The following is a 12,932-nucleotide window of genomic DNA, read 5'->3' on the forward strand; positions in this document are numbered from 1 at the left end:
CCATATGCTGAGCACCACGCCTCTTCGCCTCTATCTGGAGGAGAACCTGCTGCTCTCGCTGCCCGCCCTGCAGGTGGCGCCGGGCGAGGTGTTGACCCTGATGGGACCCAGTGGCTGTGGCAAGAGCTCGCTGTTGGCGGCGCTGGCGGGGGTATTGCCCGTAAGCGGCCCCATCCGGCTGGAGGGGGACGTGACCCTCGGCGAACGTCAGCTTACCCAGCTGCCGTCCCAGGCGCGGCGCATCGGCATGCTGTTTCAGGATGATCTGCTGTTCGACCACCTGACGGTGGCGGAGAACCTGATGTTCGGCATGCCGGCCAGCGTGAAGGGGCACGGGGCGCGGCGGGAAAAGGCGGTGGCCGCGCTGGCACAGGTGGATCTGACAAATCAGGCGGACAAGCTGCCGGGGGCGCTCTCCGGCGGCCAGAAGGCCCGCGTCAGCCTGCTGAGAGCGCTCTTGGCCGAGCCCGAGGCATTGCTGTTGGACGAGCCCTTCTCCCGCCTCGACAAGCCGCTGCGGGCCGCCTTTCGCGCGCTGGTGTTCGCCCAGATCAAGGCACTGGCCATCCCCGCCATTCTGGTGACCCACGACGAAGATGACGCGCCGGGCACCATAATCCAGCTCACCGAATCCCGTTTTTGACCGAGGAGTTCACCTTGTTTGACCGCCACCTGATCCCCGTTATCCGCAGCCCCCTCGCCCGGCTCGCCAGACCGCTCTGTCGCGCCGGGATCAGCGCCAACCAGGTCAGCCTCACCGGCTTTGCCATCGGCATGCTGACGCTGCCGCTGCTGGCCTTTGCCTGCTATCAGTGGGCGCTGGCGGCCATCCTGCTCAACCGGCTGCTGGACGGGCTCGACGGCGCCGTGGCGCGGGAGACCGGCATCACCGACTGCGGCGGTTTTCTCGACATCACGCTCGACTTCATCTTCTACGCCGCCGTGGTGCTGGGCTTTGCCCTCGCCGCCCCCGCCAACGCGCTGCCCGCCGCCACCCTGCTGTTTGCCTTCATGGGCACCGGCTCGAGCTTTCTGGCGTTTGCCATCATGGCGGGCAAGCGGGGCATCGACAATCCGGTCTACCACCACAAGTCCCTCTACTATCTGGGCGGCCTCACCGAGGGGAGCGAGACCATCGCCCTGTTCGTGCTGATGTGCCTGTGGCCCGCCGCCTTCGCCCCGCTCGCCTACGGCTTTGCCCTGCTCTGCGCCATCACCACCCTGACCCGGCTCTGGAGCGGTTACCACACCCTGCGTTGAGGCAGGACGGCGGGAGGAGGCCGCTACGGAACACTTGCGCATGGACGACAATGTTTTACCATGGCGACACTCTTTTTCAGGCTCATGAGAACCTTATGCGTCGCCTTGTCTCCGTGCTCACCCTCTCCCTGTTTCCCATGCTCTATGGCTGCAGCAGCACGCCGGCTGCCAAGCCCGTGGTCAAGCCCCAGCCCAACAGCGCCTTCATCAACCAGACGCCGCCGAGCAAACCCTTCTACGGGCAGGTGAGCCAGCCGGGAGTCAGCAAGGGGGACTTCGCCAATCGCGCCAACGTAGACAACTTCGTGCAGCGGATGGTGCAAAAGCACGGTTTCGACGGCGCCGAGCTGCACCGGGTGCTGGCCCAGGCCGAGCGCTATGACTGGATCATCCGCCTGATGGATGCCCAGGCCCCCACCACCACGCCGCCCACCGGCCCGACCGGCGCCTGGAATCGCTACCGCGCCAAGTTCATCACCCCGGACAACGTACAGAACGGCGTCAGCTTCTGGCGTGAGTACGAGAACGAGCTCAACCGCGCCCAGCAGATCTATGGGGTGCCGCCGGAGATCATCGTCGGCATCATAGGCGTGGAGACCCGCTGGGGCCGGGTGATGGGCAAGACCCGCATCCTGGATGCGCTGGCGACCCTGGCGTTCGACTACCCGCGCCGGGCCGAGTTCTTCACCAGCGAGCTGGAATCCTTCCTGGTGATGACCCGCGACGAGGGGATGGATCCCACCGAACCCAAGGGCTCCTACGCCGGCGCCATGGGCTACGGCCAGTTCATGCCCTCCAGCTTCCAACGCTACGCGGTGGACTTCAACGGCAACGGCCACACCAACCTGTGGGATCCGGTGGATGCCATCGGCAGCGTGGCCAACTACTTCAAGGCCCACGGCTGGGAGAAGGGACAACCGGTAGCGGTGCGCGGTCAGGGCCAGCTGCCCGGCTACGAACACGGCTTCCAGACCCGCTACCCGGTCGCCTCCCTGCGCCGCGCCGGGCTGACTCCCACCAGCACCCTCGGCAACCACAGCGAGGCGAGCCTGCTGCGTCTGGACGTGGGCACCGGCTATCAGTACTGGTACGGCCTGCCCAACTTCTACACCATCACCCGCTACAACCACAGCACCCACTACGCCATGGCGGTGTGGCAGCTGGGGCTGGCGGTCAAGGATGCCCGCGGCGGCTACTGATCCGGCCGGATAAAAAAGGCGGCCCTCGGGGCCGCCTCGCCAATCATCCACACTGCGCCTTCGGGCGCAGTGTGCGTTTACAGCGCCCCCGCCTTCGCCAGACGATCCAGCTCGGCAAGCAGGGCGGCCGGCTCCACCCGACGGGTGTAATCGGCGTTGATGAAGTGGTAGAGCACGGTGCGGTCCTGGCCGATGATGTAGCTGGCCGGCACCGGCAGAGTAAAGCTCTCGTCGCCGTTGCTCGCCGGGATGTCGATGCCAAAGCCGGCATAGATGGGCCTGAGCGCCTCCGGCAGCTCGAACACCAGTCCCAGCGCTGCCGAGACCCGGTTGCCCTCATCGCTCAGCACTGTGATCGCCAACTCGTTGGCGGTGAGGGTATCCTGCGCCGAACTGGGAGTTTCCGGCGTCATGCCGATGAGATTCACGCCGCGCTCGCGCAGCGCCGGCAACACGGCGTTGAGCGCCTGCATCTCCATGTTGCAGTAGGGACACCAGCCACCGCGGTAGACGTTGAGCAGCACAGGCCCCTCCGCCAGATAGTGGGAGAGCGGGCGCACCACCCCGTGCTGATCCGGCAGGGCGAAATCGGGCATCCGCTCTCCGCGTCCCAGCGCAGCCTGCTCCAACCCGCTTGCCTGCAGGCTGCGGGTCGCCTCCTCCATCAGGGCCAGTACCGGGGCCGGCACCTGGCGTTGCTTCTGCTCATCGTACGCTTTGATTTTTTGCTCGAGTGTGTGCATCATGACCATCCTTTTTGTAGTGGTCGCTACAATATCAAACGGACCACGCCCCATGGTCAAGTTGTTTTTTAGCGATCACTCCAGAATGACGTTTCACAAGGCAGGAATCGAGATGGCAAGACCCGCATCATTTGACAGAGAACAGGTACTGGAAATCGCCCTCAACGCCTTCTGGGATACCGGCTTCAGCAACACCGGCATTGCCGCGCTGGTCGAACGGATGGGACTCAAGCCCAGCAGCCTGTATGGCGCCTTCAGCTCCAAAGAGGGGTTGTTCATGGAGGTGCTGCAGCGTTATTCGGCACAGAGCCTGGCGCAGATCGAGCAGATCCTGGGTTCGGCTGCCTCCCCCCTGGCGGGCGTGCAGGCCCTGCTCGATGCAGTGGCCCGGGATGCCATCGCCAGCGAGGCGCACCGTGGCTGCCTGCTGGTCAACACCTTGCTGGAGATCGGCCGCCACCACCCGCTCATTCAGGAGACCGTCAGCAGCCACCTCGCCGAGGTCGAGCTGCGGGTCAGTGCAGCCCTGCGCCAGGCGCAGGCGGCAGGGGAGCTGGCCGCCGGGCGCGACGTCGACGCCACCGCCGCCTTGCTGATGACCATGGTGTGGGGATTGCGCGTGCTGGGCCGCACCCATCCGCCCGCCGCCAAGGTGAACGCCGTGCTGGCCCAGATGCAGGCCATCTTGTCTGCGGACGCGTGACGACCGCTCACCAGGCTCTGGGGGTCACTCGTTTTCCAGCAGCCAGCGCTTGAGCAGGGCGGCCAGCTGCTCCTGCTCGGCCAGGCTCAATGGCGCCAGCAGGCGCCGCTCATTGGCCACGTGTCGCTCCACCGCCCGGTCAACCAATTCTCGACCCGCCTCGGTCAGACAGACCAGCAAGCTGCGCCGATCGCTCGGGGCGGCTTGGCGTTCGATCAAGCCCCGCTCTGCCAGTTTGTCGAGGCGGGCGGTCATGGCCCCCGAGCTCAACATGGCGGATTGATAGAGCACGGTCGGGGTGAGCGGTTCGCCGGCCCGGCGCAAGGTCGCCAGAATGTCGAAGTCGCTGCCGAGCAGGCCGCACTCCTTGAGCTCCTCGCTCACTTCCCGTCCGGCGATCGCCGCCATTCGCGCCACCCGTCCCAGCACGCCCATGGGAGAGCAGTCGAGATCCGGTCGCTGCCGGGCCCACTGGGCCAGCAGCAGGTCTACATGATCTGATTCCATCTTCGGCCACTTATCTTTTTATCGAGATACTTGATGGTAAAACAATTTGAGGCTAATTTATCTTTACTTAAAGATACTTTGTAAAGAGACAAATACATGCCCATGCTGATCGCCCTGCTGGCCCCCCTGCTCTGGGGCAGCACCTATGCCGTCGTCAGCCTCTATCTGACCGACTACTCCCCCTACTGGGTGGCGGTGTGGCGCGCCTTGCCGGCCGGCCTGCTCCTGTTGCTGGTACGCCCGCGTCTGCCGCCCCTGCCTTGGGGCAAACAGAGCCTGCTGGCGTTTTGCAACATCGCCGCCTTCTTCGCCCTGCTGTTCGTGGCCGCCTTCCGGCTGCCGGGCGCCGTGGCGGGTACGCTCGGTGCCACCCTGCCGCTGATCCTGATGTTGCTGGCCTGGCTGCAGGATGGTGTCAGACCGTCCCTGAAATGGCTGCTGCTGGGCCTGATGGGACTGGGCGGGGTCTTGCTGCTGCTCAACCCTTCCGCCAATCTGGACCCTGTCGGCGTGACCTGCGCCCTGCTGGCCACCCTGCTCATCGGCCAGTCCAGCCGTTGGATGCGCCACTGGCCGGTGAGCGATCTGCTGGCGCTGACCGCCTGGCAGCTGCTGCTGGGTGGCCTGATGCTGATCCCGCTCGCCTGGTGGCTGGCCGGCCCCATGCCGCTGCCACAGCCGGCAAGCGCCCCCGGCCTGCTCTGGCTGATCCTGCTCAACACGGCGCTGGCCTACTGGGCCTGGCTGTGGGGGCTCAAGCGCCACGGCCCGGAGGTGATGGGCATGCTGGCCCTCACCAACCCCATGGTGGCGGTCTCCTGCGGGGTGCTGATGGTGGGCGAGACGCTGGACGCTCGCCAATGGCTCGGTATCGGGGTGATCCTGCTCTCTTTGTTCCTGATGAAGCTGCCTGCTCGCCCCTTCTTCAAGCGCTGGCAGGCCCGCCGGGCGAGCACCGGTCAGTGCGGCAGGCCGTGAGCACAACCCATCCAGCTCAAGCGCAATAAAAAAGAGGAGCCATCAAGGCTCCTCTTTCACATTCCGCGGGTATTTGAGTCGAACTCAGACCCCGGCCTTGGCCAGAGCGGCGGAGACGATCTGCTGGGCTTCCTGCTGGATGAGGTCCAGGTGCGCCTCGCCCTTGAAGCTCTCCATGTAGATCTTGTAGATGGACTCGGTACCCGAGGGGCGCGCCGCGAACCAGCCGTTCTCGGTCACCACCTTGAGGCCGCCGATGGCAGCATCATTGCCCGGCGCCTTGGTCAGCTTGGCGACGATGGGCTCGCCGGCCAGAGTGGAGGCTTCCACCAGCGCCGGATCCAGCTTGGAGAGCACCGCCTTCTGGGCGCTGTTGGCCGGGGCGTCGATGCGGCGATAGCTGGAGCGGCCGAATTTCGCCTCCAGCGCGTCGTAGTGGGCCTGCGGGTCCTTGCCGGTCACTGCCAGAATTTCGGCCGCCAGCAGCGCCAGGATGAAGCCATCCTTGTCGGTGGTCCAGACGGTGCCGTCTTTGCGCAGGAAGGAGGCGCCCGCGCTCTCCTCGCCGCCAAAGCCGAACTCGCCGCTGTAGAGGCCATCCACGAACCACTTGAAGCCGACCGGCACCTCTTTGAGGGTACGGCCAATCTCGCCGGCCACCCGGTCGATCATGGAGGAGGAGACCAGCGTTTTGCCGACCGCAGCATCGGCAGACCAGCCGGTGCGATGGGTAAACAGATACTGGATCGCCACCGCCAGATAGTGGTTCGGGTTCATCAGGCCCGACTTGGTAACGATGCCGTGACGGTCGTAGTCGGGGTCGTTGCCAAGGGCGATGTCGAACTTGTCCTTGAGGGCAATCAGGCTGGCCATGGCGAACGGGCTGGAGCAGTCCATCCGGATCTTGCCGTCTTTATCCAGGGTCATGAAGGAGAAGGTCGGGTCGACCTTGTAGTTCACCACCTCAATGTTCAGACCATAGGTTTTGGCGATGACGTCCCAGTAGGCGACGCCGGAGCCGCCCAGCGGATCGACACCGATCTTGATGCCGGCCTGCTTGATGGCCTCCATGTCCAGCACGTTCTTCAGGTCATCCACATAGGGAGTGACATAGTCGTGCAGGGCCACGAACGGGCTCTTGAGGGCCTCGGCGAACGGCATCCGTTTCACGCCGGCCAGACCCGCTTCCAGAATCGCGTTGGCGCGATCCTCCACCCACTTGGTGATCTCCCCTTCCGCAGGGCCGCCGTGGGGCGGGTTGTATTTGAAGCCACCGTCTTCCGGCGGGTTGTGGGACGGGGTGATCACCACGCCGTCGGCGCGCGCGGCAGGCTTGCCCGCATTGTGGCGCAGGATGGCGTGAGAGATGACCGGGGTCGGGGTAAAGCCGAGGCCGGCCTGAATGCGGGTCTCGACGCCGTTGGCGGCCAGCACTTCCACCGCACTGGCAAAGGCGGATTCAGACAGGGCGTGGGTGTCCATACCGACAAACAGCGGGCCCGTGATGCCGGCCTGCTGGCGATACTCCACCAGCGCCTGGGTCACCGCCAGGATGTGGGATTCGGTGAAGGCATTGTGCAAGGCGCTGCCGCGGTGGCCAGAGGTGCCGAAGGCAACCCGCTGCTCGGGGCGGCTCATGTCCGGCTTGTTGAGGTAGTAGGCGCTGACCAGACGGGGAATGTTGGTCAGGTCGCTCAAACGGGCCGGCTGACCGGCGTGGGAATGCTGTGCCATGGCGTTGTCCTTGCTTGATGGCGGCCTTGCCCGGCAAGGCCTGAGTCTGATAAACCGTTAGATTGCGCCGCACACCCGGGCAATCACCTCGTCGCCATACCCCATGCTGGCCATCAGCTGGGCCACCATGTTCTGTTTGCGACTGGTGTTGGTGTTGGTGATCACCCAGAACGGGGTTTGTGGCACCTGCTTGGGCTTGGTGGTGCTGCCGCTGGCGCGCAGGGCATCGGGATCCCGCGAGAAATAGACGCGCTTGCGCCCCTTGATTTCGGTGGCCTGGGTAAACCCGACCGGATCATCCCGGTAGAGGGTACTGAGCACCTGCATGAAGCGGTTGATGGACTTCTCTTCTTTTTGCAGCTCGCCGGAATCGAGCAGCGTTTCCAGCCCCATGGCGTCGGCCACGGTAGGCGACGGAGCCGCCGTCACCTCTGCTGCGACCGGCGAGGCCTGGCGGGCGGGCTGTTCCAGCAGGCGGCGCAGGATATCGGAGGCACTCTCACCGATGTGCCGGGTCTGGCTGGCGATATAGAAGTAGAGATCGTCATCAAGCTCGATGGTTTTCATAGGGATGCGCTGGACTCGTCGAAATTCGGATGCGGCGATTATACATAGGCAAACCCGGCAGCCCAAGCAAGGGGCGGACAGATGTGCATGAATCTCATCGAGAATACGGCATAATAGCGGCCCAAGTGTGTGATCCGTCGCACTGATAGCCGATCTGGCTGGCTTTTTTTAGGAAAAAAACCACACTTTTTTGCTCCGTGATGAGTGAAATCCTTTTCTTTCCAGTGCGTTAAATCATGGCGAGCAACGTACTCACGACCGACAAGGTGTCATTTTGCAACAAAACCCATTATTGAACTTCAAGGAGCAGGGCCAGGGCCAACCCGTCGTGCTGATCCACGGGCTGTTCGGCAGCCTGGACAACCTGGGCCTGCTGGCACGCCCGCTGAGCGAACAATACCGGGTCATCAGCGTCGATCTGCGCAACCACGGCGCCTCCTTTCACTCCGATGAGATGAGCTACCCGGCCCAAGCCGCCGACCTGCTCGCCCTGCTGGATCGGCTCGGGCTTGAACAGGTGGCCATCGTGGGCCACTCCATGGGGGGCAAGGTGGCCATGCAGGTTGCCAAGCAGGCGCCGACCCGCGTCGCCAGGCTGGTAGTGGCCGACATAGCGCCGGTCGCCTACCCTCACGCCCGCCACCAGAACGTGTTTGCCGGCCTCAATGCCACGCTCGCGAGCACTCCGCAAAGCCGCAGCGAGGCGGAAGCCATCCTGGCCGAGCATGTCGAGATCGCCGGCGTGCGCCAGTTCCTGCTCAAGTCCTTCGCCAAGGGAGAGTCGGGTTGGGGCTGGCGTTTCAACGTGCCGGCCCTTGAGCGCAACTACGCCAACATCATGGGCTGGCCCGATCCACAGAGCCGTTTCGAAGGGCCTGCGCTCTTCATCAAGGGGGGTGATTCCGACTACATGCTGCCCGCGCATACCGAGACGGTGATGGCGCAATTTCCCGCCGCCAAGGCCCGGGTCATCGCCGGCACCGGTCACTGGCTGCACGCGGAAAAGCCGGTTTTGTTCAACAAACTGGTTGTGGATTTCCTGTCGACAGGCGGTTAACAGTTTCAAATCCTTTGTGATATAGTGCGCCCGTCATAAGGAGTGTGCGCAATCCATGCTAAGTGAACATATCGACCTGATCGAGAGTCTGGGCCTGAAGTTATTCTTTGTGGCCATTTTCGTATTGATTGGCCTGGCCATTCAGGACGTGCTCAAACGCGGCAATGTGCCCCGTTTCGGCCGATTCATCGTCTGGTTGGTACTCTTTCTGGGTTGTGCAGGTTTTGTCGCCAAGGGGCTGATCGAACTGGGCTGGGAAGGCTCAGGCATCGGCTAACTTATTTCCATCTGTGATGTATGGCCAAACAGCAAACTGATCGAACAACACTGGATCTGTTCGCAAACGAGAAGCGCCCCGGCAGGCCAAAGACCAACCCACTCCCCCGCGAGACCCAGCTCAAGATCAACAAGCGCAACCAGCTCAAGCGCGATCGAGAGAACGGCCTGAAGCGGGTAGAGTTAAAGGTGGAGGCCGAATTGCTGGAGCGCCTGAACCAACTTGCGTTACAACAGAACGTCAGCCGAGCCGAGCTGATCCAATCTATCCTGAAGCAACAGATTGAGTCTGCACATGCAGCAGGCATCGCAATCTGACCGTTAAGCATTAACACCAGATACGGGTAACTAAACACTATGGCTAGTGTAGGTCTGTTTTTCGGCAGCGATACCGGTAATACCGAAGCTGTCGCCAAGATGATCCAGAAAGAACTGGGCAAACAACTGATTGAAGTCCGTGACATTGCCAAGAGCAGCAAGGCCGACATCGACAGCTTCGATCTGCTGATGTTCGGTATCCCGACTTGGTACTATGGCGAAGCCCAGGCCGACTGGGACGACTTCTTCCCCGAGCTGGAAGAGATCGACTTCACCAACAAGCTGGTCGCCATCTTCGGATGCGGCGATCAGGAAGATTATGCCGAGTACTTCCTCGACGCCATGGGCACCCTGCGTGACATCGTCGAAGCCAAAGGCGCCATCGTCATCGGCCACTGGCCGACCGCCGGTTACGAGTTCGAAGCCTCCAAGGCGCTGGTGGACGACAAGCATTTCGTGGGTCTGGGCATCGACGAAGATCGCCAACCCGAGATGACTGCCGAGCGCGTCAAGGGCTGGTGCAAACAGCTGCATGAAGAGATGTGCCTGGCCGAGCTGGAGTGATCCACGCTTGCCAGCACCTCTGACAACAAGGGCCCCGCGGGGCCCTTGTTGTTTTCTGGTCATACGCTCTCGCCGCCCCTGTGCTCGGGCTTGGCCCGCACATAGAGGGTGCGCTTGACCTGGGCCACCAGCTCGCCCTGGCCATCCTGTACCGTCACCTCGAACTCGGGAAAGTGCTTGTCTCCCCCTTCGGTCGCCGCGACTATGGCGGCCAGCTTGCCGTCAGTCAGGTTGAATTCGGCCACCAGCTTGCCCTTGCCCGGCTTGATGTAGTTGATGCTGCCCGCCTTGTCCCAGACGTAATAGCGGTTCCTGAAATAGCCCATCAGCATCAGCGGATAGATGGGATCCGTCATGGCGAACATGCTGCCGCCGAACTGGGTGCGGTTGGCGTTCTTGTTCCACCAGCGGGACTTGAGGGTGACCCGGCAGAAGCGAAAATCATCGCTCAATGTCTCTATCTTGATGCCCGCGCCCCAGAAGGGGGGCCAGGCGTTGAGGGCGCGGCGCACCCAGGCCGCGTTGTCAAAAAGCCAATCCATGGATCTCATCCGACCAGAGTGAAGAAGGTTACATTTTATCAACATTCGGCGGGTGAGCAAGCCGCCGTCACAATCCGCACAATTCGTGGATAGGCGGTCGATCGCGCTAAAGCCCTTGAATTACTGGGTTTATTTTTAGGTGAGCTACGACCTATAATGACAGGCCAAGCGAGTTCGTGGTTGCCATTACAGCGGCAGTCAATCAGAATAACCACACCTTCGAGAATGCGAATAAATAGAAATGGCAGACAACAACCAAGCGTTAAAAAAGGCCGGGCTCAAGATCACCTTGCCCCGTGTCAAGATCCTGGAAATCCTGCAACAGCCGGACTGCCAGCACACCAGTGCGGAAGATCTGTACAAACGACTGATCGACCAGGGTGAAGAGATTGGTCTCGCTACCGTCTACCGCGTTCTCAACCAGTTTGATGATGCCGGTATCGTCACCCGTCACCACTTCGAAGGGGGCAAGTCAGTGTTCGAGCTGGCCACCCAGGAACACCACGACCACCTGGTCTGCCTCGACTGCGGCAAGGTGATCGAGTTCTCCGACGAGGTGATCGAGCAGCGCCAGACCGAGATCGCCAAGAAGCACAACATCCGTCTGACCAATCACAGCCTCTATCTCTATGGCCACTGCGCCGCCGGCGACTGCAAGCACGACGATTGATTGGCAGAACCCGCGCAATAAAAAAGCCAGCATGATGCTGGCTTTTTTATTGCCATATTCCGGACAAGAAAGGGCAGGGTCTCCCCTGCCCTCCTTCATCAGGCCTCGGCCTTGCCCCACACGTCGCGCAGGGCCACGGTGCGGTTGAACACCAGGTGCTCCGGGCTGGAGAGCTTGTTGTCGGCGCAGAAATACCCTTCACGCTCGAACTGGTAAGCCTGCTCCGGCTTGGCATCCTTGAGGGAAGCTTCCACGCGGGCACCCTCGATGATCACCAGGGATTCCGGGTTCAGGGCCGCTTCGAAGTCCTCTTCGGCGCCTGGGTTCGGCACTTTGAACAGGCGGTCGTAGAGGCGCACTTCGGCCGGCAGGGAGTGAGTTGCGCTGACCCAGTGGATCACCCCTTTCACCTTGCGGCCGTCCGCCGGATCCTTGCCCAGGGTCTCGGGGTCGTAAGAGCAGTAGATGCAGGTGACCTTGCCGTCGGCATCCTTCTCGACCCGCTCAGCCTTGATGACATAGGCGTTGCGCAGACGCACTTCCTTGCCCAGTACCAGACGCTTGAACTGCTTGTTGGCTTCTTCTTTGAAGTCCGCTTCATCGATGAGGATCTCGCGGGTGAAATTCAGCTCGCGGGTGCCCATCTCGGCATTGCTCGGATGCGCCGGGGCAGTCAGCACTTCGTCGGCGGCCAGGTTCTCGATGACCACCTTCACCGGATGCAGCACGGCCATGGCGCGCGGGGCATTCTCGTTGAGATCTTCGCGGATGCAGGCTTCCAGCATGCTCATCTCGACGATGTTGTCCTGCTTGGTGACACCGATGCGCTTGCAGAACTCGCGGATGGAGGCCGGGGTGTAGCCGCGGCGGCGCAGACCGGAGACGGTCAGCATGCGCGGATCGTCCCAACCGTCCACGTGCTTCTCGGTCACCAGCAGGTTCAGCTTGCGCTTGGACATGACGGTGTACTCGAGGTTCAGACGAGAGAACTCGTACTGACGCGGGTGGCAGTCGATGGTGATGTTGTCCAGCACCCAGTCGTACAGGCGACGGTTGTCCTGGAACTCCAGCGTACAGATGGAGTGGGTGATCCCTTCCAGGGCGTCCGAGATGCAGTGAGTGAAGTCATACATGGGGTAGATGCACCACTTGTCACCGGTCTGGTGGTGGTGGGCAAACTTGATGCGATAGATGACGGGGTCACGCATCACCATGAAAGGGGAAGCCATGTCGATCTTGGCGCGCAGGCAGGCGGTGCCTTCGGCAAACTCGCCGTTCTTCATCTTCTCGAACAGGGCCAGGTTCTCTTCCACGCTGCGATCGCGGAACGGGCTGTTCTTGCCCGGCGCGGTCAGGGTACCGCGGTATTCGCGCATCTGCTCGGCAGAGAGCTCGTCCACGTAGGCCAGCCCCTTCTCGATGAGCTCGATGGCATAGCCGTGCAGCTTGTCGAAATAGTCGGAGGAGTAGCAGATCTCGCCGTTCCACTGGAAGCCGAGCCACTGCACGTCCTGCTTGATGGACTCAACGTACTCGATATCTTCCTTCACCGGGTTGGTGTCGTCGAAGCGCAGGTTGCACTGGCCCTGGTAGTCGCGGGCGATGCCGAAGTTCAGGCAGATGGACTTGGCGTGACCGATATGGAGATAACCGTTCGGCTCGGGCGGAAAACGGGTATGCACGCTCTTGTGCTTACCGCTGGCCAGATCTTCATCAATGATCTGACGAATAAAGTTAGTAGAATTGAGAGACGCAGCCATTAGCAATACCTCAAAGGTGATAGTTCTGATAGAATAAAGGTAACTTATATTGCT

16 protein-coding genes are annotated in these 12,932 nt (G+C 62.1%); 10 read left to right on the forward strand and 6 right to left on the reverse strand.

Going from position 1 to position 12,932, the window contains the following annotated elements; all coding sequences use genetic code 11:
• Positions 1 to 4: 4 nt before the first annotated feature.
• From AB5Y81_RS06310 to mltB, 3 genes are all read left to right on the forward strand, one after another.
• Positions 5 to 643, forward strand: coding sequence for an ATP-binding cassette domain-containing protein (locus AB5Y81_RS06310; RefSeq protein ID WP_054545203.1), 639 nt, complete (start codon positions 5 to 7; stop codon positions 641 to 643).
• Positions 644 to 657: 14 nt separating this feature from the next.
• Positions 658 to 1,260: a CDP-alcohol phosphatidyltransferase family protein gene (locus AB5Y81_RS06315; RefSeq protein ID WP_017779274.1), complete on the forward strand. Its 603-nt coding sequence runs from the start codon at positions 658 to 660 to the stop codon at positions 1,258 to 1,260.
• A gap of 95 nt (positions 1,261 to 1,355) precedes the next feature.
• Positions 1,356 to 2,459: a lytic murein transglycosylase B gene (mltB, locus tag AB5Y81_RS06320; RefSeq protein WP_201988485.1), complete on the forward strand. Its 1,104-nt coding sequence runs from the start codon at positions 1,356 to 1,358 to the stop codon at positions 2,457 to 2,459.
• A gap of 77 nt (positions 2,460 to 2,536) precedes the next feature.
• On the opposite strand, the gene AB5Y81_RS06325 is transcribed toward mltB, so the two are convergent.
• Positions 2,537 to 3,202: a peroxiredoxin-like family protein gene (locus AB5Y81_RS06325; protein WP_029305986.1), complete on the reverse strand. Its 666-nt coding sequence runs from the start codon at positions 3,200 to 3,202 to the stop codon at positions 2,537 to 2,539.
• 112 nt (positions 3,203 to 3,314) lie between these two features.
• On the opposite strand from AB5Y81_RS06325, the gene AB5Y81_RS06330 reads away from it, so the two are divergent.
• Entirely contained in the window at positions 3,315 to 3,905 is a 591-nt protein-coding gene (locus AB5Y81_RS06330; RefSeq protein ID WP_024942838.1) for a TetR/AcrR family transcriptional regulator, read from the forward strand.
• A 24-nt stretch (positions 3,906 to 3,929) separates the two neighbouring features.
• Here AB5Y81_RS06330 and AB5Y81_RS06335 read toward each other — a convergent pair whose 3' ends face one another.
• On the reverse strand, positions 3,930 to 4,412 hold the full coding sequence (locus AB5Y81_RS06335) for a MarR family winged helix-turn-helix transcriptional regulator (RefSeq protein ID WP_024942839.1): 483 nt from the start codon (positions 4,410 to 4,412) through the stop codon (positions 3,930 to 3,932).
• A 96-nt stretch (positions 4,413 to 4,508) separates the two neighbouring features.
• Here AB5Y81_RS06335 and AB5Y81_RS06340 point away from each other — a divergent pair, with 96 nt between their 5' ends.
• Positions 4,509 to 5,390 carry a DMT family transporter gene (locus AB5Y81_RS06340; protein ID WP_279484586.1) on the forward strand — a complete coding sequence of 294 codons (882 nt, stop codon included), beginning with the start codon at positions 4,509 to 4,511 and terminating at the stop codon, positions 5,388 to 5,390.
• A gap of 84 nt (positions 5,391 to 5,474) precedes the next feature.
• Here the strand turns inward: AB5Y81_RS06340 and pgm are convergent, their stop codons facing one another.
• Both pgm and seqA read right to left on the reverse strand, forming a co-directional pair.
• Positions 5,475 to 7,124, reverse strand: a complete 1,650-nt coding sequence (gene pgm / locus AB5Y81_RS06345) for a phosphoglucomutase (alpha-D-glucose-1,6-bisphosphate-dependent) (RefSeq protein ID WP_267997152.1) — start codon at positions 7,122 to 7,124, stop codon at positions 5,475 to 5,477.
• A 57-nt stretch (positions 7,125 to 7,181) separates the two neighbouring features.
• The gene (seqA, locus tag AB5Y81_RS06350; RefSeq protein ID WP_005299178.1) at positions 7,182 to 7,691 is read right to left on the reverse strand and encodes a replication initiation negative regulator SeqA; all 510 of its coding nucleotides are present in this window, start codon (positions 7,689 to 7,691) and stop codon (positions 7,182 to 7,184) included.
• A 292-nt stretch (positions 7,692 to 7,983) separates the two neighbouring features.
• On the opposite strand from seqA, the gene AB5Y81_RS06355 reads away from it, so the two are divergent.
• Genes AB5Y81_RS06355 through fldA form a run of 4 tightly spaced genes read left to right on the forward strand, consistent with a single transcriptional unit; the run spans position 7,984 to position 9,906 of the window.
• The gene (locus AB5Y81_RS06355; protein ID WP_279485550.1) at positions 7,984 to 8,748 is read left to right on the forward strand and encodes an alpha/beta fold hydrolase; all 765 of its coding nucleotides are present in this window, start codon (positions 7,984 to 7,986) and stop codon (positions 8,746 to 8,748) included.
• Positions 8,749 to 8,803: 55 nt separating this feature from the next.
• Complete coding sequence (locus AB5Y81_RS06360; protein WP_005299172.1) at positions 8,804 to 9,025, forward strand: DUF2788 domain-containing protein; 222 nt, start codon at positions 8,804 to 8,806, stop codon at positions 9,023 to 9,025.
• 20 nt (positions 9,026 to 9,045) lie between these two features.
• A complete protein-coding gene (gene ybfE, locus AB5Y81_RS06365; RefSeq protein ID WP_005299169.1) occupies positions 9,046 to 9,342 on the forward strand; it encodes a LexA regulated protein in 297 nt (98 codons plus the stop codon).
• Between the two features lie 39 nt (positions 9,343 to 9,381).
• Positions 9,382 to 9,906: a flavodoxin FldA gene (gene fldA, locus AB5Y81_RS06370; protein ID WP_005299167.1), complete on the forward strand. Its 525-nt coding sequence runs from the start codon at positions 9,382 to 9,384 to the stop codon at positions 9,904 to 9,906.
• A gap of 59 nt (positions 9,907 to 9,965) precedes the next feature.
• Here the strand turns inward: fldA and AB5Y81_RS06375 are convergent, their stop codons facing one another.
• The gene (locus AB5Y81_RS06375) at positions 9,966 to 10,448 is read right to left on the reverse strand and encodes a DUF4442 domain-containing protein (protein WP_162519935.1); all 483 of its coding nucleotides are present in this window, start codon (positions 10,446 to 10,448) and stop codon (positions 9,966 to 9,968) included.
• Positions 10,449 to 10,689: 241 nt separating this feature from the next.
• On the opposite strand from AB5Y81_RS06375, the gene fur reads away from it, so the two are divergent.
• Positions 10,690 to 11,118, forward strand: coding sequence for a ferric iron uptake transcriptional regulator (gene fur, locus AB5Y81_RS06380; RefSeq protein ID WP_005299160.1), 429 nt, complete (start codon positions 10,690 to 10,692; stop codon positions 11,116 to 11,118).
• Positions 11,119 to 11,216: 98 nt separating this feature from the next.
• On the opposite strand, the gene glnS is transcribed toward fur, so the two are convergent.
• Complete coding sequence (gene glnS, locus AB5Y81_RS06385) at positions 11,217 to 12,878, reverse strand: glutamine--tRNA ligase (protein WP_279484588.1); 1,662 nt, start codon at positions 12,876 to 12,878, stop codon at positions 11,217 to 11,219.
• Positions 12,879 to 12,932: the final 54 nt, after the last annotated feature.

It is taken from the genome of Aeromonas sp. s2, assembly GCF_040907935.1.
Lineage (GTDB): Bacteria > Pseudomonadota > Gammaproteobacteria > Enterobacterales > Aeromonadaceae > Aeromonas > Aeromonas dhakensis.

Excerpts from the sequence above, each read along its gene's own strand:
- mltB (WP_201988485.1), top strand. The coding sequence starts at position 1,356 with ATGCGTCGCCTTGTCTCCGTGCTCACCCTCTCCCTGTTTCCCATGCTC.
- fldA (WP_005299167.1), top strand. The coding sequence starts at position 9,382 with ATGGCTAGTGTAGGTCTGTTTTTCGGCAGCGATACCGGTAATACCGAA.
- AB5Y81_RS06310 (WP_054545203.1), top strand. The coding sequence starts at position 5 with ATGCTGAGCACCACGCCTCTTCGCCTCTATCTGGAGGAGAACCTGCTG.
- AB5Y81_RS06360 (WP_005299172.1), top strand. The coding sequence starts at position 8,804 with ATGCTAAGTGAACATATCGACCTGATCGAGAGTCTGGGCCTGAAGTTA.
- AB5Y81_RS06330 (WP_024942838.1), top strand. The coding sequence starts at position 3,315 with ATGGCAAGACCCGCATCATTTGACAGAGAACAGGTACTGGAAATCGCC.
- ybfE (WP_005299169.1), top strand. The coding sequence starts at position 9,046 with ATGGCCAAACAGCAAACTGATCGAACAACACTGGATCTGTTCGCAAAC.
- pgm (WP_267997152.1), bottom strand. The coding sequence starts at position 7,124 with ATGGCACAGCATTCCCACGCCGGTCAGCCGGCCCGTTTGAGCGACCTG.
- seqA (WP_005299178.1), bottom strand. The coding sequence starts at position 7,691 with ATGAAAACCATCGAGCTTGATGACGATCTCTACTTCTATATCGCCAGC.
- glnS (WP_279484588.1), bottom strand. The coding sequence starts at position 12,878 with ATGGCTGCGTCTCTCAATTCTACTAACTTTATTCGTCAGATCATTGAT.
- fur (WP_005299160.1), top strand. The coding sequence starts at position 10,690 with ATGGCAGACAACAACCAAGCGTTAAAAAAGGCCGGGCTCAAGATCACC.
- AB5Y81_RS06335 (WP_024942839.1), bottom strand. The coding sequence starts at position 4,412 with ATGGAATCAGATCATGTAGACCTGCTGCTGGCCCAGTGGGCCCGGCAG.
- AB5Y81_RS06375 (WP_162519935.1), bottom strand. The coding sequence starts at position 10,448 with ATGGATTGGCTTTTTGACAACGCGGCCTGGGTGCGCCGCGCCCTCAAC.
- AB5Y81_RS06340 (WP_279484586.1), top strand. The coding sequence starts at position 4,509 with ATGCCCATGCTGATCGCCCTGCTGGCCCCCCTGCTCTGGGGCAGCACC.
- AB5Y81_RS06325 (WP_029305986.1), bottom strand. The coding sequence starts at position 3,202 with ATGCACACACTCGAGCAAAAAATCAAAGCGTACGATGAGCAGAAGCAA.